The sequence below is a fragment of the Halomonas sp. TG39a genome, assembly GCF_000744395.1.
GTDB lineage: Bacteria > Pseudomonadota > Gammaproteobacteria > Pseudomonadales > Halomonadaceae > Vreelandella > Vreelandella ventosae_B.
Genome location: NZ_JQLV01000001.1, coordinates 287,127 through 306,457, shown reverse-complemented (window position 1 = coordinate 306,457; position 19,331 = coordinate 287,127). Strand labels below are relative to the sequence as shown.

Sequence of the window (19,331 nt, the reverse complement as noted above, 5' to 3'; positions counted from 1 at the left end):
AGGCTAGCCGCCTGCTCGCATGCGACAGTCTAAACATACGATTGTAGAAGAATAGGAGCCCGCCCGTGGTGGAGCTGAGAAGCGAAGAAGAGCAGCTAGACGCCGTCAAACGCTGGTGGAAAGAGAACGGCATGTCATTGATTGCAGGCGCTGTCCTGGCAGCGGCTGGGGTATTTGGCTGGAATGCCTGGCAGAACTATCAACAGGGCCAGGCCGAAGCAGCCTCAATGCGCTACCAGCAGCTCGCCAATATGACCGCTGGTAACGAGCTTGACGAAGAACAGCTAGCAAGCGCCCGGGAAATGGTCAGCGAACTGACCGACGAGCATGGCGATACGCTCTACGCGGAACTCGCGCTACTGCTGGATGCACGCCTGGCTGTGCAGCAAGGCGATCTGGAAAGCGCGCGAACTGCGCTGGAAAGCGCTGCCGATTCCTCGCGCCGCTATGTACAAAGCCTTGCATGGCTGCGTTTGGCCCGTGTTGAGCTCGCTGACGGCAACCCGACTCAGGCACTGGCGCTGCTAGACGAGCCGATTAGCGACGCGCTAGCGGCTCAACGGGCCAACGTACGCGGCGATGCGTTCGCTGCCCAGGGCGACACCGAGGCGGCCCGCGAGGCATGGGAAACCGCCCTACAACTGGCACAAACCCAAGACCAGCCGCTTTACGGCGTGCAGTTCAAGCTTGACGATCTCGGCGCTGAGGAGGCGACACAATGACGATTAGCACTTCAAATACGTGGGGCATTTCAAAACAGCTGGTACGGGCAAGCTTAGGCGCATTAGCGCTGGCTCTGCTGGCTGGCTGTGCCAGCAAAGGCGAACCTGCCTATACCCCCAAAGAGCTAACGAGTTTCGACGAGACCTCCTCGCTAGAGACTCAGTGGCGGCGCAACGTCGGTGATGGCTTTGGTCACTCGCGCTACCCCATTGAGCCTTCCCGTGAAGGCGACAGCGTGTTCGCTGCAGACGCAGAAGGCGTGGTGATGGCGATGGATGCCAATAGCGGCGACGTTGAGTGGGAAATCGACCTGGATACTACTATTTCCAGCGCGTTAACGGCGATTGCCGGGCAGCTGTATTTGGCCACCGGTAACGGCGAAGTCATCTCTTTGGATCAGCGTGATGGCAGCGAAAACTGGCGCTCACGGGTATCCAGCGAAGTGCTTGCCGCCCCCCAGGCCAATCAGCAGCTGCTGGTCGTACAAAGTGTCGATGGCCGCGTGACCGCCATGGACCGCGCCACTGGCGAAGAGCGCTGGGTATACACCAGTTCGCAGCCGTCACTCACCCTGCGTGGTACCGGCACGCCGATGGTGATTGATCCCGTCAGCTTTGTTGGCCTCGCTAACGGCCGCTTGGCCACACTGGATAACCGCAGCGGCCAGCCGCTATGGGAGATGCAGATAGCCACCCCCAGTGGGCGTAGCGAAGTAGAGCGCCTGGTAGACCTTTCCGGCCAGCCGATCATCAGCCCCGATGGCCGCCTGTTTGTAACCAGCTACAACGGCCGTGTGGTAGCGCTGGAAGCGACCCAAGGCGACGTCCTTTGGGAGGCGGATCTTTCCAGCCGCCATACACCCATTCTGGTCGGCGACTTCCTGTTTGTGGTCACTGACGATAGCCAAGTCGTCGCCCTCGACGCTAACAGCGGCCGCGAAATCTGGCGCAACGACGATTTAGAAGATCGTTGGCTGACTGCCCCGGCCTTCGCCGATGGACGTTTAGTACTCGGCGATTTTGAAGGTTATGTTCACCTGATCGACGCTCGTGAAGGCAACATTGTAGGCCGCACCCGCGTGCACAGCTCGGGCATCAGCGTACGCCCGGTCACTGAAGGCAGCACCATTCATGTCCAGGCCAACAATGGTCGCCTGGAAACCCTGGAAGTCACTCCATGACACCCGTCATTGCTTTAGTCGGTCGCCCCAATGTGGGCAAATCGACGTTGTTTAACCGCCTAACGCGCTCGCGTGATGCCCTGGTGGCCGATTTTCCTGGCCTCACCCGCGACCGCAAGTACGGCAATGGCATGCTGGGCGATAAGGTCTATACGGTCATTGACACCGGCGGCATCAGCGGCGACGAAGAGGGTATCGACGCCGCCATGGCGGAGCAGTCACTCGCTGCCATTGATGAAGCCGATATTGTGCTGTTTATGGTCGACGCCCGCGCCGGCCTTATCGCTGCAGACCAGGCGATTGCCAACCACCTGCGGGTTAACCAGAAAAAAACCTGGCTGGTGGTGAATAAAACCGACGGGCTGGAAGAGCATTCGGCGATGGGCGACTTCTGGTCGTTGGGGCTAGGCGACCCCTGGCCGATTGCGGCCGCCCATGGGCGCAACGTTTCTACCCTGATTGACGTGGTACTCGAACCGTTTCCCGAGCGCGATGCCAGCATTCCCGCGGATACCGGCAGCAAAGGCGTTCGCATTGGCGTGATTGGTCGCCCCAACGTGGGCAAATCCACCCTGGTCAATCGCCTGCTGGGTGAAGATCGGGTGGTGGTCTTTGATGAAGCGGGCACCACCCGCGATGCTATCGAGATTCCTTTTGAGCGCCGCGGCAAGCCCTATGTGCTGATTGATACGGCGGGTATTCGGCGGCGCAAGAACGTGAGCGAAATTGCCGAGAAATTTTCCATCATCAAGACCCTGGATGCGATCAAGGAATCGCACGTGGTGATCATGGTGCTGGATGGCTCCAGCGGCCTGGTGGAGCAGGACCTGCACCTGCTTGACTACGTGTTGACCTCAGGTCGTGCACTGGTGCTGGCCGTCAATAAGTGGGACGGCCTAGAGACCGAGGCCAAGGATAAAATGCGCACCGAGGTGAAGCGACGCCTAGGCTTTGCGGATTACGCCGAGCTGCACTTTATCTCTGCCCTGCACGGCACGGCGGTGGGCGATCTCTACCCCTCGATTGATCGCGCCTTTGACGCCGCTAATGCCCACTGGTCGACCAACCGGCTAACCACCCTGCTTCAGGACGCGGTAAGCCAAAACCCACCGCCGATGGTGCACGGTCGACGCATTAAACTGCGGATGGCTCACCAGGGTGGCAGCAACCCGCCGATTATCGTCGTCCACGGAAACCAGACCGAAGCAGTGCCGGAAGCCTACCGTCGTTATCTGACCAACACTTTCCGCAAGGTATTGAAAGTGCGCGGCACGCCGATTCTCTTTGAGTTTCGCTCGGGCAGTAACCCGTTCGATACCATGGCGGGCGCCAGCGACAAAGAGAAGGCCAAAAAGCGCGAGCTCAACCGCACCAAAGAGGCGCGCAAGAGCCGTCGCTGATCGCTTTAGTAGCTGTCTTTTGAACCCGCCCGCTTGCATCGCCAAGCGGGCGTTTTGGTTCTAGCCTTCAATAAGCACCTGAACACGCAAATTGTCTTGACAGAAAATGGCTTCAGCCCTCAAATAGCCGCGCTTATTAGCCCAAACCTAGTAAGTTCGCATCAGCACCTTACTCTTGGCGCCATTACCCCACTACTTACGCCCTACTTAAGGGGAGTCTTATGTTTTATATTGCTCGCTACTGGCGCTGGCTGACCCTGTTTGGCCTTGCCAGCCTGCTCACGGGCTGCCTCGCCCTGCCTCAAACCGGCCTGTTTGCGTTTCGTTTGGCGGTGACCTCTCTGGGGGTCGAGGATGTTCGCATTGGGCCTTACAGTATTAATGCGGGGCTGGACACCAGCGATTTAACCAGCCTGATTGCTTCCAGCCTTGGCGCTGGCAGCCTGCCCGTTCAGGCCACCATTGCCATGGGGCTGGGCTTACCTGCGGGTATGCCCCCGGTGGAGATGTCGGGTTTTCGCTGGGCACTGGATATGCCTGGGGTTGATCCTGTGGAAGGTAACTATGAACAGGACGTCACGCTGACCTCTGGCGATGATGCTAATTTACGCCTACCGGTAGCCTTTGATGTCCTCGCCACCGACACCCAGCGCATGGCCCCCATGCTAGAGCTTGCTAGCCAGTTGGCCTCCCAAGGCGAGCTACCGGCCGGCAGCCAACTGGCCATCACCCCAGGCGATCTACGCGGTTTAGGCATGCGGCTTCCAGCTGGTTTATTGACGCCCACCATTCGCCTAAATGTCGGCGCCGATGGGCAGTTAGTACCCCAGCGCTGAGGGTTTGTGTCTAGAAGCTTACAGCCAATCCTCTGCGGCCTAGCCTTGGTTCAGAGGGGTGGTCAATTCAGCATCCATACTCACCCTCAAGGTGGGTTATGATGGGGGATTGATTTACTGCTATCAGCGGTTATCTTGTGTGCAAGAAATTCTTTCGTTTATAAGGAAACCGACTCATGCGCTGGCTTCGCCCTCTCGCTGTTACCGCTTTATGTGCGTCTATCGCCGCTTGTACCACCTCTCCCACCGGGCGCTCGCAGCTGCTGCTGCTCTCTGACGGTGAACTCAATGAGATGGGCCGTCAGGCATTTTCTCAATATCAGCAGGAGCTACCCAGCGCTGGTCAAGCCAGTCAGCGCTATGTGCAGTGTATTGCCGATGCCATCGTGGCGGAACTCCCTGCACAGCAGCAACAGTTAGACTGGCAAATCCGCGTGTTTGAATCCGAGCAGCCCAACGCCTTCGCGCTACCGGGCGGCTATATGGGGGTGAATACCGGCATGCTGGATATTGCCACTAGCCAAGACCAACTTGCCTCCGTGATTGGTCACGAAATTGGTCACGTGTTGGCCAACCATGCCAATGAGCGCGCCTCAACCGAGAGCGCCACCTCGTTAGGTCTGTCGGTTATTTCCAGCACTTCCGGCATGCAGTCCGCAGGTGGCCAGCAGTTGATGGGCGTACTCGGCATGGGCGCGCAGTACGGCATCGTCCTGCCGTTCTCACGAGCTCATGAAAGTGAGGCTGATGTGATTGGCCTAGAGCTTATGGCGCAAGCCGGTTTCGACCCACGTGAGAGCGTTACTCTGTGGGAAAACATGCAGGCGGTGTCCGGTGGTGGCTCACCCCCGGAGTGGATGTCCACTCACCCTGGCCAAGGCCAGCGCATTGAAGGCTTGCAAGGTAATATGGATCAAGCCCTGGCCGTCTATGAGCAGGCTCGCAGCAATGGTCGTACACCCAACTGCCCGCGTCCCTAATGCTTCGCTGAGTGAGTCGGCTATTGAGGTTTAAATGATCAAGCTGGGATTACTGCTGCTGGTACTGCCGCTGTTTGTGCTGATGGGCGTGTATTTCTGGGAGCTCAACGATGTGCGCGCCTGCCAGCTTGATGGCGGTCATTGGAACTATATCGAAAGCGTCTGTAGCGACACACCACAGCCCTTCGTATCCTGGCTCCAACGCTCGCCGCTGTTAGTTAATGGCGGCATGCTGCTTTCGGTGGTGGGGCTGGTGATGTGCACTGTGGGGTTGTACGTTAAGCGCGCTAATTGAAGCATTTTTAGCGGCATGAATAAGAAGCGGGGGCGGATACATTATCCGCCCCCGCTTTTTTAGCAGCGTTAACTGATGCGGTTATGAATAGTTAAGCGATTGGCGCAGCATTTCGCGCACGGGTGCCGTATCTGGGCGCACATTGCGCCACAGAAAAAACGACTCGGCGGCCTGTTCGACCAGCATGCCTAGGCCATCGAGCAGTTTTGCACCGCGGGGGCCAGCCCATTGTAAAAACACTGTCGGCTCGGATCCGTACATCATGTCGTAGGCCCAGGCATGCGGAGCAAAAAGCGCATCCGGCAGCGGCGGTAAATCGCCGCTGAGGCTGGCGCTGGTGCCGTTAATCACTACATCAAAAGTGCCGTTAACGGTATCAAAACCACCGCCGTGGATAGGCCCAAGATCAGCAAAATCGCTGGCCAACTGCTCGGCTTTGGCGGCGGTGCGGTTAACCACGACGACCTCACTGGGCTGCTCGGCAAGTAAGGGCTCCAGAATGCCGCGCACGGCGCCACCGGCGCCTACCACCAAAATACGCTTCCCCGCTAACGCTACGCGGTGATAGGCCAAATCACGCACTAAGCCAATACCGTCAGTGGTATCGCCGTAGGTGCGGCCATTACCACCAAGTATCAGTGTATTCACCGCCCCTGCACGACGGGCGCGGTGGCTTAAGGTATCGCACAGCGCAAAGGCATCCTCTTTGAACGGTACGGTCACATTGGCGCCACGCCCGCCCGCATCGTTAAAGGCGCGCCAAGCACCGGCAAAGCCATCCAGCGGCGGCGCTTCGGCGGAGTACTCAAGCGCTTGTTGCGTTTGATGGGCAAACTCAGCGTGGATCTGCGGAGATTTGGAGTGTTTGACCGGGTTGCCAAACACGCAGTAGCGATCGGTCATAATAATTTTTCCGTCGTTTCAGCGAATTCGCCGAGCCAGTCCCGCGCGTGTAGAAATTCAGTCAAGCGCGCCTCAGCACTGCCGGGGTCTGGCTCAAAGGCGTACTCCCAGCGCGCTAACGGCGGCATCGACATCAAAATGGATTCAGTGCGCCCGCCGCTCTGTAGGCCAAACAAAGTTCCGCGATCCCACACCAGATTGAACTCCACGTAACGACCACGACGGTAGAGCTGAAAGTCACGCTCGCGTTCGCCCCAGGCGTCGTTTTTACGCCGCTCGACGATGGGCAAATACGCCGCTAAGAAGCTGTCGCCCACCGCACGCTGCATGGCAAAACAGTCGGCAAACTCGCCGTCGTTTAAATCGTCGAAAAACAGTCCGCCCACACCGCGGGTTTCATCGCGATGTTTAAGATAGAAGTACTCGTCACACCAAGCTTTGTAGCGGTAGTAAACGTCGTCGCCAAAAGGATCGCAGGCGGCTTTTGCCACTTGGTGCCAGTGCACAACGTCTTCCATCACAGGATAAAATGGCGTTAAGTCATAACCGCCGCCAAACCACCATACCGGCGGCTCGCCGACTTTCTCGGCAATAAAGAAACGTACGTTGCCATGGCTGGTGGGTACATGGGGGTTTTCCGGGTGCAGCACCCAGGAAACGCCTACCGCGTGAAAGCTGCGTCCGGTCAGTTCAGGGCGCGCGGCGGTGGCCGAAGGCGGCAACTGGGTGCCATAGACATGGGAGAAGTTAACGCCACCCTTTTCGAACACGCCGCCATGGGTCATCACCCGTGATCGACCGCCGCCGCCCTCTTCACGTTCCCAGCTATCCTCTTGGAACTGGGCAGCGCCATCGGCCTCAGCCAATCCAGCGCATAGCCGCTCCTGCAGATCAAGAAGGTAGCGTTTAACGTCATCAAGGTGCTCGTGGGCCACAGTATCTCCTGAGGGGTCATTGGTGAGTCGTAATGGGTGAATAGAAAATGGTGAATAGTGAGTTAAACGACAGCTAGGGGCGCATGATTTTACCGGTGGCTAAATCCCTGATAGTGCTGGGTTTAGCGTTGCCACCGAGCGCACCTTCCACCACATGGGCAACTTCATCGCCAAAGATTGCAGTGATCTCAGCGGCGCTCATCGCAGGCGGTTCCCCCGAACGATTGGCCGAGGTGGATACCAGCGGCCCCCCAAAGGCTTCGCACAGCGCTTTCATCACCGGGTGGTCGGTCACCCGTAGCGCTACGCGCTCGTGGGCGCCACGCACCAGCCCATGGCTACGGCCATAATCAGGCACTAGCCAGGTATTAGGCCCCGGCCAGCTTGCCGCAAGAGGAGCATGCATCGCGAGCGGAAGCTGGCTCAACCAGGGTTGGAACTGGCCAATATTGGCAGCAACAAGGATGACGCCCTTGGCAGGATCGCGCTCTTTCATGCGCATTAGATGGGCTAAGGCTTCGTCGTTTTCGGGGTCACAGCTAAGCCCCCAAACCGCTTCAGTGGGACAGGCAATCACTCCCCCACTACGCAGCGCGCTAATCGCAGGGGCTAGATCGGTCGCCAAACTCATGGTCTCTCCTCACGGCTAACAGGCCTTTAATGGTTTTATCCTATCATGGCCGCGGCAACCGCACCCAGCCTCCCGCTTGCTGGCTTACCCAGCCCTCCAACTCAAGCATAAGTAGCCGCTGCTGGCAGTCGCTGACCGATGTGCCCGTAGACGCTACCAGCGTGTCGATAGGTGTTGGCGTGGCCGATAGAGCTGTTAATAAGTTGTCTGGCAAGGGCTCATCTCTAGGCAGTTTTTCTACCGTCTCCGGTAAGGGCTGCTGAATAGCGGCGTCAGGCGGGATAAACGCCTCCGCCCAGTGGCCAAGGTCAGCGATAACATCGTCGACGCTGCAGGCTAAGTGGGCACTGCCCTGGCGTAGCAGTGACAAGCAGCCGCGGGCCTGAACGTTGTGCAGTGAACCGGGTAGCACAAACAGTTCCCGATTTTGCTCAATGGTGAGCCTTGCACTGACCAGCGAGCCACTTTTTTCGGTCGCTTCAACCACTAGCGTACCGAGCGAGAGACCAGTCACGATTCTATTCCGGCGTGGGAAAAATGCCGGGCGCGCCAACGTACCCGGGGGATGCTCGGACAACAGCAGGCCGCCGGGCAGACGACCAAGCTGCTCATGAAGATCACGATTCGAGGCGGGATAGATCACATCCACGCCGCAGCCTAGGACACCGATCGTGCGGCCTCCCGCATTCAGGGCTGCGCGCTGGGCAACGCCATCCACCCCTAACGCCATACCACTGACCACACACCAGCCGCGGCGGGCAAGATCACGGGCAAAGGTTTGGGCGTTGTGGGTACCTTCGCCGGTAGGGCGGCGGGTGCCCACCATGGCAAGTTTCGGGCCTTCAAGAGCGCCAAGATCCCCCTGGGCCCAGAGCACCACGGGCGGGTCGGGCAATTCATTTAACAGTCGAGGCCAGGCGGGATGGTCGCGATGCAGTACGTGTCTGCTTGGGCCACCTTGCTGCCACGCCAGGGTTTCATCAATCACCCTTTGCAGTGGGCTGCGGGCAGGGTGCTCAAGCCACAGGCGCAACTCACTGGCTGCACGGCTGGGCAGTGCGGCCAGCCACCCTGCCGGCCACTGGGGCTGACGGGCTACTAATTGCGCGATACGCAGCGCCCCCATACCGGGCAAGGCATTGACCACCAGCCACGCCTGGGCGTCCATACTACCTCCTTATCAATACGTTTTATGCCGCCGGCTAATCGGCCGGTGATTCAACTTGATCGCCAACCTCTAGCACCCGGGATGCCTGCATCACCAAGGCGTAGCTGACACGGTCATAGGGCTTAAATACCATCACAGTACCCGCCTCGGTGCTCGGTAGTTGAACCAGCTCCTGGGTACGCGGGTCGTTGATTAACTCCCCCTGTTGATTAACCCGCAGCACATGCCCTGCCTGCAAGCCATCCAGAGTACCGAGATCCAGCGTAACGATCTGCAAGCGGCCAATAAAGCGCACCCCGCCGGGGACGGCAATAATATGTCCTTCGATAGGATTCAGCGGCGCGCGCGGGACAAGTTCGCTGCTCAGCTCGCGCTCTTCCAGCGGCAGGACGATGTCGTTAACCCGCACTTCCTGGTGGGAGCTAATCACTTCAAGCTGCGTCATATCGTCTTCACTGCTGACATGGTGGGCGACGCCTACGTTAATCAGCTCCAAGCCAAGTGGCGTGCCATCCATGGCGAGGTAGGCTTCCGACTGACGATAAATGCCCACCTGACCATGGCGCGGTACATCCCCCCGCAAGTACACCTTTTCTCCCGCGCCGCTAATCACACGGCGATCATCCCCCGCCACTACGTAAGCCAGCTCCTGCAGCGCCTCGGCATCCTCCACAACGCGGTGGTCGCGCAGAAAGGCCTGCGCTTCCTCCAAGGCGATGGGCTCAATCGCTTCTCGATGGGGCAAGGTACGCACCTGCGGCGAGAGTTTAATCACCTGCTGATCACGCTCCCACGCGGCGACTTCGCTACTCATCAGCATCACTGCACTCAGCAGCCAACCACTTAATGCCCCCCGGTAGGCGTGTTGCTTTGCTGCCATTCTGCTCCCCTTAAAAGGTGAATAGTCTGATTATTATGCGGGTGATGAGCCGCTATGCGCCTATGCCCAGAAACGTTGACAGCATGATATAGTGACCCATCATAAAGTACCTAGGTGAGAGGACACTCGTCACTGCCTAGCTTGACTTAATTTAGACTCAGCATAACGGTGATTGTAACGCCATGGCCAAACTTCCTATTCTTGAATTCCCCGATGAGCGCCTCCGCACCAAGGCCGCTGCGGTGGAAACCGTCGACGATGAGGTACGCCAGCTCGTCGACGATATGCTGGAGACCATGTATGACGCCCGTGGTATCGGTCTAGCCGCGACCCAGATCGATGTCCATCGCCGTGTTGTCGTCATGGATGTCAGCGACGACAACTCCCAGCCGCTGGTGCTCATCAACCCGCGCTATACCCCGATTGGCGATGAAAAAGATCTGCTTTCGGAGGGCTGCCTGTCGATTCCCGAGCACTACGCCGAAGTGCCGCGCTATCTTAAGGTGCAGCTTAACGCGCTGGATCGTAATGGCGAGGCCTATGAGTTAGAGGCAGAGGGTCTACTGGCACACTGTATTCAGCACGAGTACGACCATCTTGAGGGCGTGCTGTTTGTTGACTACTTGTCGCCGCTAAAGCGTGACCGTATCCGCAAAAAAATGCAGAAACGTCACAAGCAGATGCAGGACGCCTAACACTTCTCTCATTCACGCCAGGTAGCCCTCTTTATATGTCACGATTGCGCGTTGTTTTTGCCGGCACGCCTGAATTCGCCGCTTCAAGCCTGGCAACGCTGCTGGAAAGCCAGCACGAGGTGGTCGCGGTGTACACCCAACCCGACCGGCCCGCTGGTCGCGGCCGTAAGTTAACGCCCAGCCCAGTCAAACAGCTGGCTCTAGAACACAGCCTGCCTGTCTATCAGCCTCAGACGCTAAAGCAGCCCGAGGCTCAAGCCGAGCTGGCCGCGCTCAATGCCGACATCATGGTCGTTGTGGCTTATGGCCTGCTGCTGCCCCAGGCCGTGTTGGATATACCACGATTAGGCTGCGTTAACGTGCACGCCTCACTGCTGCCCCGCTGGCGCGGCGCTGCCCCCATCCAACGGGCGATCGAAGCGGGTGATAGCGTATCGGGTGTAACTATCATGCAGATGGACGCTGGCCTGGACACCGGCGCAATGCTCTCGGAAGTGCGCACGCCCATTACGGGCCGCACCACCGGCGGCGATTTGCACGACCGCCTCGCGATTCAAGGCGCCAATGCGCTAACCAACACGCTGGATGCCCTGGCCACCGGCACCGCGCATGCCACGCCTCAGCCCGAGGAAGGCGTCACCTATGCCGCCAAGCTGAGCAAAGCGGAAGCCGAGCTCGACTTTGGACAGTCCGCCCAGCAGTTAGCCAGCAAGATTCGCGCCTTTAATCCCTGGCCGGTGGCCTGGTGCGCGCTGGGCGATGATCGCCTACGTTTGCTAATGGCCAGCGCAGAGGAAGGTGAACACCCTTCCTGCGCCCCTGGCACCCTGCTTGAACATGGCGACGACCATTTGCGGATCGCCTGCGGCACCGACGGTCGCGACGTGCTGTGCGTCACCAGCGCACAGCTGCCTGGCGGTAAAGCCATGGCCGTGCGTGACTTACTGAATGCCCGCCACGCGCGCCTTGCTACAGGCACACAGCTTGGTGCTCGTCTTGGTGCTCGTTTTGAAAATTCCGCGGCTCAGGCCAGCAAAGGAGAAACACCATGAGCCAAAAACACTCCCCCCCAGGCGGTAGTGGCCAGGAAGTCCGCGCCGCCGCCGCCCGCGCGCTGGCCCCGGTCCTCAGCGACCAAGGCTCCCTGGCGGGGCTCGATGAGCACAGCGTAGTGGCTCGTGACCGCGGGCTGCTAAAAGAGCTCTGCTTTGGCACCTGCCGCCGTTTGCCGCGCCTGGAAGCCCTTGCAGGCGTGCTGCTGAAGCAGCCGTTTAAAAAACGCGACAGCGATGTTCAAGCGCTGCTGCTGCTGGGTATTTACCAGCTGCTGTATATGCGCATTCCGGCCCACGCGGCGGTAGGCGAAACCGCTGGCGCTGCACGCTTACTAAAGAAGGAGTGGGCCACCCGCGTTTTAAATGGCTGCCTGCGTCGCCTGCAGCGCGAATCCGAGGCGCTCCAAGCCCAGGTAGACCGGGATGAGCATGTCGCTCTGGAGCATCCCCCCTGGCTACTTAACGCGCTGCGCCAGGCGTGGCCAGAGCAATGGCGCGATATCATTGAAGCCAACAATCACGCAGGCCCGATGACGTTAAGGGTGAACCAACGCTACAACGACCGCGAGGCCTATTTGGGCATGCTCACCGAGCAGGGCTTGAACGGCCATTTATGCCCCCATGCCCCAGACGCCATCACCCTGGAAACGCCCTGCGATGTCACCGCGCTGCCCGGCTTTGAAGAAGGCCATGTGAGCGTTCAGGATGAGGCTGCTCAGCTCTCGGCGGCATTACTTGGCCCCACGCTCGCGCCACGGCCCGGGGCTCGTGTACTCGATGCCTGCTGCGCGCCAGGCGGTAAAACAGCCCATTTGCTAGAGCAGTTTGATATTGCGCTGACGGCTATCGATAGCGATAACCAGCGCTTGGCGCGGGTGGAAGACACGCTCAGCCGTTTAGGCGTCGAGGCGGTACTCGAGCACGCCGATGCCACCGAGCGCGACTGGTGGAGCGGCACGCCGTTTGATGCCATCCTGCTCGACGCCCCTTGCTCTGGCACCGGCGTTATTCGCCGTCACCCGGATATCAAGAAGCTGCGGCGCAAAGACGATATCCGGCCGCTGGCCAAGCTTCAACGCCAGCTGTTAGACAATCTTTGGCCGATGCTGCGCGAAGGCGGCACCCTGCTGTATGCCACCTGCTCAGTACTGCCGGAAGAGAACAGCGAGCAGATTGAGGCATTTCTCGCCCGAACGCCCGACGCTCATGTCACCACGCCTAACGACGTTGCTTGGGGTATTTCCAGCGGCGCGGGTCGTCAGCTGTTTCCGGCCCAGAGCAGTCACGATGGCTTTTTTTATGCCAGACTAGAGAAGCGCACTGCCTAAGCGCTCACTGATGCCAGGGCAGTGAATTTATGACAAGGAAGGAGGTACTATGAGTCATCATACTTATAAGCATGTGGAACTGACCGGCTCTTCCGAGAAAGGTATTGAAGAAGCGGTACAGAACGCTCTGGCCAAGGCGTCAGAGACTATTAAGCACATGCGCTGGTTGGAAGTAGTCGATACCCGTGGTCATATTGAAGACGGTCAGGTGGCCCACTGGCAGGTAACGGTTAAAGTTGGCTTTACGCTAGAATAATCCCCACCTGCTTTTCGGCGGCGGCTGGTTTACACTGGCCGCCGTCTTTATTGCAGCGCATGATAGACGTACCTGAACGACAATTTACGTCTTCAACGTCAGGACTGAGTCCTAAGACCGCCTGCTGGTCTTAACGATATTGCGCTGGCGCTTTTAATGGAACCGATGCTCAGCAATGAAAATCATCATTCTCGGCGCCGGCCAGGTCGGCGGCACACTGGCAGAACACCTCGCCCGCGAGGAAAACGACATCACCGTCGTTGATACTGACGCCAAAAAACTGCGCGACCTGCACACCAAACTCGATATCCGCACCGTTACCGGGGCGGGCTCCTACCCCATTGTGCTGCGCCAGGCAGGCTGCGAAGACGCCGATATGCTGATCGCCGTGACCAACAGCGACGAGATCAATATGATCGCCTGTCAGGTCGCCCATACGCTGTTCCGTACCCCCACCAAGATTGCCCGAGTGCGCGCCACGGCGTACCTGACCCGCAAAGGGCTGTTCGCCCACGAAGCCATTCCCATTGATGTACTAATCAGCCCCGAGCAGGTGGTTACCGACCATGTGCGCCGCTTGATCGAGCACCCTGGCGCCCTACAGGTGCTGGAATTTGCCGGAGGGCTGGTGCAACTGGTGGCGGTGAAAGCCTTCTACGGCGGCCCGCTGGTGGGTCAGGACTTGGCCTTTCTGCGCCGTCATATGCCCAACGTGGATACCCGGGTGGCGGCGATCTATCGCCGCAGCCGACCGATTATTCCCCGCGGCGATACGGTGATCGAAGCCGACGACGAAGTGTTCTTCCTCGCCGCCCGCCGGGATATTCGTGCGGTGATGAGCGAGCTGCGCCGGGTGGAACGGGACTTCCGCCGCGTCGTGATTGCCGGGGGCGGCAATATCGGCGAGCGACTGGCGGAGCATTTGGAGCATAGCCACCAGGTCAAAATCATCGAACACAGCCTGGAGCGCTGTACCACGCTGTCTGAGCGCTTGGATCGCACCGTGGTGCTCCACGGCAGCGCCACCAGCAAACGCCTGTTGGAAGAGGAGAATATCGAAGAGTGCGATATCTTCTGCGCGCTGACCAACGACGACGAGGTCAATATCATGTCGTCGCTGCTCGCCAAACGGCTAGGCGCCAAAAAGGTGCTGACGCTGATTAACAACGCCGCCTACGTGGATCTGGTGCAAGGCGGCGACATCGATATTGCGATTTCACCTCAGCAGGCGACCATCGGTAGCCTGCTCACCCACGTGCGCCGCGGCGATATTGTTAACGTTCACTCGCTGCGCCGGGGTGCGGCCGAGGCCATTGAGGCCATCGCCCATGGCGACAAACAGTCGTCTAAAGTGGTGGGTCGCACGATTCGTGAGATCGACCTGCCCGACGGCACGACGATTGGTGCGATTGTACGCGGCAAAGAGGTCATCATCGCCCACGGCGATGTGATGGTAGAGAGCGGCGACCACGTCATTCTGTTTGTGATCGATAAGCGCCGCATTCGCGATGTGGAGCGTCTGTTCCAAGTCGGTCTAACGTTCTTTTGATAACCCTCGAATCACTGCCACTGGCAGCTAATAACAGGAGCATGCGACAACCATGAGTCTGCGGGTTATTTTGCGCATTTTGGGGCTGCTGCTCATGCTGTTCAGCCTAACCATGCTCCCTCCCACGCTGATTTCACTGTGGTTTCGCGACGGCGTGTGGAGTGCCTTTATTAGCGGCATTGCGATCTCAGTCTCCACCGGGCTGCTGCTCTACCTGCCCAATCGGCGCTCGCAAAAAGAGCTGCGCATCCGCGATGGCTTTATTATTGCCGCGATGTTCTGGACGGTGCTGGCACTGTTCGGCTCGCTGCCGCTGATGCTGTTCGGCGAAGGCTCGCTGGGCATCACCGATGCGGTCTTCGAGTCGTTTTCCGGCTTGACCACCACCGGCGCCACCGTGATTACCGGCATCGATTTTTTACCCGAATCGATTCTGTACTATCGTCAGCAGCTCCAATGGCTGGGCGGCATGGGTATCGTCGTTTTGGCCGTCGCCATTTTGCCGACCCTAGGGGTGGGGGGTATGGCGCTTTACCGGACCGAGATTCCGGGGCCGCTGAAAGACTCCAAGCTCACCCCCCGTATCACCGAAACCGCCAAAGCGCTGTGGTACATCTACGCCACCCTGACCCTCGCCTGCATGATTGCCTATATGCTAGCGGGCATGAGCTGGTTCGATGCCTTAAGTCATAGCTTTTCGACTGTCGCTATCGGTGGTTTTTCCACCTACGACGCCAGCATCGGCTACTTCGATAGCGCCGCCATTGAAATGATATGCGTGGGCTTTATGTTGATTTCAGCATTCAGCTTTAGCCTGCACTTTATCGCCTGGCGTGAAAAAAGCCTGATGCACTACTTTCACGACCCCGAAGCGCGTTTTTTAATGCTATTTCTGCTCGCGCTGTCCGTAGTCACCGTACTCTCCCTGTGGTTAACCGACACCTACGACACGCTGCGCGGCCTACGCCATGGGGTTTTCCAGGTCGTTTCGGTGGCAACAACCGCCGGTTTTGGTGTCGCCGACTTCTCAATGTGGCCTGGCGCCTTGCCCTTTCTGCTGTTTATGGCCGCGTTCGTGGGGGGCTGCTCCGGCTCTACCGGTGGCGGCATGAAGGTCATTCGGATTATTTTGATCATCAAACAGGGCATGCGCGAAATCATGCGGCTGATTCACCCCAATGCGGTGATTGCGGTCAAAGTGGGCAAAGTCAGCGTGCCCGACAGCATTGCCCAGGCGGTGTGGGGGTTCTTTTCGGTCTACGTGATGCTGTTCTTTTTAATGCTGGTGGGCGTCATGGCCACCGGGGTTGATCAGGTAACCGCCTGGTCGACGGTGGGATCTGCCCTCAACAACCTTGGCCCCGCCCTAGGCGAAGCCAGCACTAACTACGGCGACATGCCCAGCTTGGCAAAATGGATATTGGTTATGGCCATGCTGCTCGGCCGCCTGGAAATTTTTACGGTACTGGTGCTGTTTACGCCCGCTTTCTGGCGGCGCTAAGCCCTCCACATAAGCCCTTCACATAAGTTCCTTTACATCAGACCCACTTATTGATTTTGAGAGCTGTGAATGAACCACGACGATACGTCTCACGAAGAAGCATCTCACGGAGACACTGGGCCACTGGCGGCAACGCCAACCACGTTTCCAGCCACTAGCGGGCCGCTAAAAACGATCACTGTGGGTGAAACCCGCTACACGCTGCTGGGCACGGCCCATGTGTCGGCGGAAAGCGCCGACGATGTGCGCGCGCTGTTGGATAGCGGTGCTTTCGATGCGGTAGCGATTGAGCTGTGTGATGCTCGCCACCACAGTATGTCCAACCCGGATGCCATGGGCGAGCAGGATCTATTCCAAGTATTTAGGCAAGGCAAGGCGGGCATGGTCGCCGCGAGCCTGGCCCTGGGCGCTTTTCAGCAGCGGATTGCCGATCAGTCCGGCATTCAGCCGGGGGCCGAAATGCGCGCCGCCGTTGAAGAAGCCAGCCGCCGGAAACTGCCGTTACTGCTGGTCGACCGTGATGTGGGCTTAACCCTAAAGCGTATCTACAGCAATGTGCCCTGGTGGCAGCGTTTCTCGCTCTTTTCAGGGCTGATTGGCAGCGTGCTCTCTCGCCAAGATGTCTCTAAAGAGGACATCGAAAAGCTCAAAGAAGGCGATATGCTGGAAGCGACCTTCAGCGAGTTTGCCGCCGAATCTGAAGCGCTCTATACGCCGCTAATTCGCGAGCGCGACCGCTATATGGCGCTGCGTTTGGCCGAAGATGCACCGCCAGGGCGCTATCAACACGTATTGGTGGTGATCGGTGCTGGTCACCTCAAAGGCACCGGCGAACACCTTGAAGCCCCACTGCCCGCCGACCCAAAAGTAGAGCGTGAATCGCTGGAAGCCACCCCGCCGCCATCTAAGCTCTGGAAGGCGCTACCTTGGCTGATTACCGCACTGGTACTCACCGGCTTTGCGATTGGCTTTTCGCGCAACACCGACCTGGGCTGGCAACTGGTACTTGAGTGGTTCTTGATTAATGGCATTCTCTCCGGCGGCGCGACGATTATCGCCCTGGCACACCCAGTGACCGTTATTGCCACCTTTTTTGCTGCCCCGCTGACATCGCTAAACCCGACCATCGGTGCTGGCTTCGTAGCCGCCGGGGTTGAGCTCTATATGCGCAAACCCAAAGTGCGCGATTTTTCATCGCTGCGCCACGATGTCACCCAGTTGAAAGGCTGGTGGCAAAACCGCGTATCGCGCACCCTGCTGGTGTTTATTCTCGCCACGCTAGGTTCAGCAGTGGGTACCTGGGTAGCCGGGTTCAGAATCGCCGGTACATTGTTTGGCGGCTAGGCGCCGCATTGCTGCTGTCGGCGGGTCGATTTTGTGATGCAATCGGCTCGCCGCGTAGCTGTCGTTAAACACCTCAAAGTAATCGTCCAGCACGTCCGCAGCAACGGTATCCCCGCCCTGGCGCAGCAGCTCGATCGCCACTTCCGCAGTACATAAATGCGCTTTTGATGCAGGCTTGCGCAGCCGATAGCGGGTCTCGCGCTCACTCTTCAGTGGCAATACCGGCAAATCATCCAGGTAAGCGCTTTTACGAAACATACGCCGCGCCTGACGCCAGGTGCCATCCAGAATAATAAATACCGGAATGCGCGCCTGCGCTTTCGCCGCATGCACCGTGTCTATGCCAACCACCCGATCCGCATAGTCGGGCTGATCGTCCGGAAAAATCACAAAGGGCGCGTAGCGAGGGTCTGTTAGCAGCGCGGCTAACTGGGCATCCGGCGCCACGCGGTACCAGGTAAATACCTGCGTCGTGGTGATCACGTCGCGAATCAAACGCCCGGTATTGGTCGGTTTATAGTGCTCTATCGGATGGGTCAACAACCACACCTGAGCATGACTCTCTGCCTTCACCTGATAGGGGCACAGGCAGTTCAGTACGGGTAGCTGGCAGTGATCGCAGCGGGTGACAAAACTACCCCGCGCTTTAAACTCACGCCGCGGCGGAGGCGTATGCTCACTGGTTGGGCTATCTGCAGAGCCAACAGCAGAAACAGAGCCTTCTTTAAAAGAGCTATCAAAAGCAGACATCCGCGCTCCAGGAGAGGGAAACAACTAACAGTAAAAAGGGCGCAGAGTATAAAGCAGGGGGTTACTAATCAGCTAGGTGCTTATCTATGAGATCAGGGCTATGAGATGGAAGAGAGTGCAAGCTTTTGGTCAATACGTTTCAGAATCGCTTCCAAACTGGCTACCGACTCAATCGCCAGCATTAAAATGGCCGCATTTTTATCGGGATCATCCGGGTACTCATGAGCGAAACGATTTCGTAGCATGCGTAACGCTTGCCATTGCTCACTATCTTCGATGTAACCCAGCTTTTCGAGACGATGAAGTTTATCGAGCATAGGCCGATCTTCAAAAGGCTCCTGGAGGTACAGCAGTACTGAAGGGAGTAATCGCGCCCCAATAGCATCCTGTAATTTACCAAATCGAAGTACGAACTGATCCAAGCTTTGGATCTCAGCATCACTTAATAACGCAAGTCTCTCGCCGGACAGTGGCAACGGTGTTTGCAAAGACGATAACGCATAGTCAATAAAATGCCGATGACGCTGACACTCGCGCCAAGCATCTAGCAAGCGATGTTGAGAAACATCTTGGCTCATAGTGGTATCCCCGACTGTTCGGCGAGGCTGAAAATAGGTGGATAATTTCCTCGACCTGGATAATCGATCAACATATCGATTTTTTGTTCGCCAAGCGCTTGCTGCAACTGTACTTGGCAACGCATTTCGGCTCGTACAATATCGTTAACATCCTGTATGTCGGTGGTGATCAGCAGATCGATATCACCACCACGGCGACCATTATCGGTACGGGAACCAAACAGCTTTACACGCGCCTGGGCGCCAAAGCAGTTTTTCACTGACTGGACGATCATTTGTCGCTGATAGTCGCTCAAACGCATAGCCGCTCTCCTTGCCTACTTTTTTCAACACGCTAATTTTAT

The 19,331-nt window shown here is 58.1% G+C and carries 21 protein-coding genes; 13 read left to right on the top strand and 8 right to left on the bottom strand.

The window, feature by feature from the left end; translation table 11 throughout:
• The first annotated feature begins 65 nt into the window (after positions 1-65).
• The 6 genes from U738_RS01425 to U738_RS01400 all read left to right on the top strand — a co-directional run bounded on the left by U738_RS01425 (position 66) and on the right by U738_RS01400 (position 5,414).
• Positions 66-722, top strand: a complete 657-nt coding sequence (locus U738_RS01425) for a YfgM family protein (RefSeq protein ID WP_035576666.1) — start codon at positions 66-68, stop codon at positions 720-722.
• Positions 719-1,903 carry an outer membrane protein assembly factor BamB gene (gene bamB / locus U738_RS01420; protein ID WP_035576664.1) on the top strand — a complete coding sequence of 395 codons (1,185 nt, stop codon included), beginning with the start codon at positions 719-721 and terminating at the stop codon, positions 1,901-1,903. The genes U738_RS01425 and bamB overlap by 4 nt, the downstream gene beginning before the upstream one ends.
• Positions 1,900-3,303: a ribosome biogenesis GTPase Der gene (gene der / locus U738_RS01415; RefSeq protein WP_035576663.1), complete on the top strand. Its 1,404-nt coding sequence runs from the start codon at positions 1,900-1,902 to the stop codon at positions 3,301-3,303. Before bamB ends, der begins: the two co-directional genes overlap by 4 nt.
• A gap of 221 nt (positions 3,304-3,524) precedes the next feature.
• Entirely contained in the window at positions 3,525-4,139 is a 615-nt protein-coding gene (locus U738_RS01410) for a hypothetical protein (RefSeq protein ID WP_035576662.1), read from the top strand.
• Positions 4,140-4,315: 176 nt separating this feature from the next.
• Positions 4,316-5,119: a M48 family metallopeptidase gene (locus tag U738_RS01405; protein WP_035576660.1), complete on the top strand. Its 804-nt coding sequence runs from the start codon at positions 4,316-4,318 to the stop codon at positions 5,117-5,119.
• Positions 5,120-5,153: 34 nt separating this feature from the next.
• On the top strand, positions 5,154-5,414 hold the full coding sequence (locus tag U738_RS01400) for a hypothetical protein (protein ID WP_035576659.1): 261 nt from the start codon (positions 5,154-5,156) through the stop codon (positions 5,412-5,414).
• An 81-nt stretch (positions 5,415-5,495) separates the two neighbouring features.
• Here U738_RS01400 and aroE read toward each other — a convergent pair whose 3' ends face one another.
• From aroE to U738_RS01375, 5 genes are all read right to left on the bottom strand, one after another.
• Positions 5,496-6,317: a shikimate dehydrogenase gene (gene aroE / locus U738_RS01395; RefSeq protein WP_035576658.1), complete on the bottom strand. Its 822-nt coding sequence runs from the start codon at positions 6,315-6,317 to the stop codon at positions 5,496-5,498.
• Entirely contained in the window at positions 6,314-7,252 is a 939-nt protein-coding gene (gene hemF / locus U738_RS01390) for an oxygen-dependent coproporphyrinogen oxidase (protein WP_035576656.1), read from the bottom strand. Before hemF ends, aroE begins: the two co-directional genes overlap by 4 nt.
• Before the next feature lie 73 nt (positions 7,253-7,325).
• A complete protein-coding gene (locus U738_RS01385) occupies positions 7,326-7,883 on the bottom strand; it encodes an L-threonylcarbamoyladenylate synthase (RefSeq protein ID WP_035576655.1) in 558 nt (185 codons plus the stop codon).
• A 43-nt stretch (positions 7,884-7,926) separates the two neighbouring features.
• A complete protein-coding gene (dprA, locus tag U738_RS01380; RefSeq protein ID WP_035576654.1) occupies positions 7,927-9,051 on the bottom strand; it encodes a DNA-processing protein DprA in 1,125 nt (374 codons plus the stop codon).
• A gap of 34 nt (positions 9,052-9,085) precedes the next feature.
• Positions 9,086-9,931: a hypothetical protein gene (locus U738_RS01375; protein ID WP_035576653.1), complete on the bottom strand. Its 846-nt coding sequence runs from the start codon at positions 9,929-9,931 to the stop codon at positions 9,086-9,088.
• A 182-nt stretch (positions 9,932-10,113) separates the two neighbouring features.
• Between U738_RS01375 and def the strand changes: the two genes are divergently transcribed.
• The 7 genes from def to U738_RS01340 all read left to right on the top strand — a co-directional run bounded on the left by def (position 10,114) and on the right by U738_RS01340 (position 17,659).
• Complete coding sequence (gene def / locus U738_RS01370; RefSeq protein ID WP_035576652.1) at positions 10,114-10,626, top strand: peptide deformylase; 513 nt, start codon at positions 10,114-10,116, stop codon at positions 10,624-10,626.
• A gap of 35 nt (positions 10,627-10,661) precedes the next feature.
• Complete coding sequence (fmt, locus tag U738_RS01365; RefSeq protein ID WP_035576651.1) at positions 10,662-11,678, top strand: methionyl-tRNA formyltransferase; 1,017 nt, start codon at positions 10,662-10,664, stop codon at positions 11,676-11,678.
• The gene (gene rsmB, locus U738_RS01360) at positions 11,675-13,009 is read left to right on the top strand and encodes a 16S rRNA (cytosine(967)-C(5))-methyltransferase RsmB (RefSeq protein WP_035576650.1); all 1,335 of its coding nucleotides are present in this window, start codon (positions 11,675-11,677) and stop codon (positions 13,007-13,009) included. The genes fmt and rsmB overlap by 4 nt, the downstream gene beginning before the upstream one ends.
• A 49-nt stretch (positions 13,010-13,058) precedes the next feature.
• Positions 13,059-13,265 (top strand): dodecin, encoded by a 207-nt coding sequence (locus tag U738_RS01355; RefSeq protein WP_008959783.1) that lies wholly within the window; start codon positions 13,059-13,061, stop codon positions 13,263-13,265.
• A 175-nt stretch (positions 13,266-13,440) separates the two neighbouring features.
• A complete protein-coding gene (gene trkA / locus U738_RS01350; RefSeq protein ID WP_035576649.1) occupies positions 13,441-14,814 on the top strand; it encodes a Trk system potassium transporter TrkA in 1,374 nt (457 codons plus the stop codon).
• 52 nt (positions 14,815-14,866) lie between these two features.
• On the top strand, positions 14,867-16,315 hold the full coding sequence (locus U738_RS01345; RefSeq protein WP_035576648.1) for a TrkH family potassium uptake protein: 1,449 nt from the start codon (positions 14,867-14,869) through the stop codon (positions 16,313-16,315).
• Positions 16,316-16,384: 69 nt separating this feature from the next.
• Positions 16,385-17,659 (top strand): TraB/GumN family protein, encoded by a 1,275-nt coding sequence (locus U738_RS01340; protein ID WP_035576647.1) that lies wholly within the window; start codon positions 16,385-16,387, stop codon positions 17,657-17,659.
• Here the strand turns inward: U738_RS01340 and U738_RS01335 are convergent.
• The 3 genes from U738_RS01335 to U738_RS01325 all read right to left on the bottom strand — a co-directional run bounded on the left by U738_RS01335 (position 17,600) and on the right by U738_RS01325 (position 19,289).
• Positions 17,600-18,409, bottom strand: a complete 810-nt coding sequence (locus U738_RS01335; protein ID WP_050713910.1) for a tRNA-uridine aminocarboxypropyltransferase — start codon at positions 18,407-18,409, stop codon at positions 17,600-17,602. The genes U738_RS01340 and U738_RS01335 overlap by 60 nt on opposite strands.
• Before the next feature lie 98 nt (positions 18,410-18,507).
• A complete protein-coding gene (locus tag U738_RS01330; protein WP_172821688.1) occupies positions 18,508-18,987 on the bottom strand; it encodes a hypothetical protein in 480 nt (159 codons plus the stop codon).
• Positions 18,984-19,289: a hypothetical protein gene (locus U738_RS01325; protein WP_035576646.1), complete on the bottom strand. Its 306-nt coding sequence runs from the start codon at positions 19,287-19,289 to the stop codon at positions 18,984-18,986. Before U738_RS01325 ends, U738_RS01330 begins: the two co-directional genes overlap by 4 nt.
• Positions 19,290-19,331: the final 42 nt, after the last annotated feature.

Coding starts and splice junctions, on each gene's coding strand:
- U738_RS01335 (WP_050713910.1), bottom strand. CDS start 18,409: ATGTCTGCTTTTGATAGCTCTTTTAAAGAAGGCTCTGTTTCTGCTGTT.
- U738_RS01325 (WP_035576646.1), bottom strand. CDS start 19,289: ATGCGTTTGAGCGACTATCAGCGACAAATGATCGTCCAGTCAGTGAAA.
- U738_RS01410 (WP_035576662.1), top strand. CDS start 3,525: ATGTTTTATATTGCTCGCTACTGGCGCTGGCTGACCCTGTTTGGCCTT.
- trkA (WP_035576649.1), top strand. CDS start 13,441: ATGAAAATCATCATTCTCGGCGCCGGCCAGGTCGGCGGCACACTGGCA.
- U738_RS01400 (WP_035576659.1), top strand. CDS start 5,154: ATGATCAAGCTGGGATTACTGCTGCTGGTACTGCCGCTGTTTGTGCTG.
- U738_RS01340 (WP_035576647.1), top strand. CDS start 16,385: ATGAACCACGACGATACGTCTCACGAAGAAGCATCTCACGGAGACACT.
- fmt (WP_035576651.1), top strand. CDS start 10,662: ATGTCACGATTGCGCGTTGTTTTTGCCGGCACGCCTGAATTCGCCGCT.
- U738_RS01375 (WP_035576653.1), bottom strand. CDS start 9,931: ATGGCAGCAAAGCAACACGCCTACCGGGGGGCATTAAGTGGTTGGCTG.
- dprA (WP_035576654.1), bottom strand. CDS start 9,051: ATGGACGCCCAGGCGTGGCTGGTGGTCAATGCCTTGCCCGGTATGGGG.
- U738_RS01385 (WP_035576655.1), bottom strand. CDS start 7,883: ATGAGTTTGGCGACCGATCTAGCCCCTGCGATTAGCGCGCTGCGTAGT.
- aroE (WP_035576658.1), bottom strand. CDS start 6,317: ATGACCGATCGCTACTGCGTGTTTGGCAACCCGGTCAAACACTCCAAA.
- bamB (WP_035576664.1), top strand. CDS start 719: ATGACGATTAGCACTTCAAATACGTGGGGCATTTCAAAACAGCTGGTA.
- def (WP_035576652.1), top strand. CDS start 10,114: ATGGCCAAACTTCCTATTCTTGAATTCCCCGATGAGCGCCTCCGCACC.
- der (WP_035576663.1), top strand. CDS start 1,900: ATGACACCCGTCATTGCTTTAGTCGGTCGCCCCAATGTGGGCAAATCG.
- U738_RS01330 (WP_172821688.1), bottom strand. CDS start 18,987: ATGAGCCAAGATGTTTCTCAACATCGCTTGCTAGATGCTTGGCGCGAG.
- rsmB (WP_035576650.1), top strand. CDS start 11,675: ATGAGCCAAAAACACTCCCCCCCAGGCGGTAGTGGCCAGGAAGTCCGC.
- U738_RS01355 (WP_008959783.1), top strand. CDS start 13,059: ATGAGTCATCATACTTATAAGCATGTGGAACTGACCGGCTCTTCCGAG.
- U738_RS01345 (WP_035576648.1), top strand. CDS start 14,867: ATGAGTCTGCGGGTTATTTTGCGCATTTTGGGGCTGCTGCTCATGCTG.
- U738_RS01405 (WP_035576660.1), top strand. CDS start 4,316: ATGCGCTGGCTTCGCCCTCTCGCTGTTACCGCTTTATGTGCGTCTATC.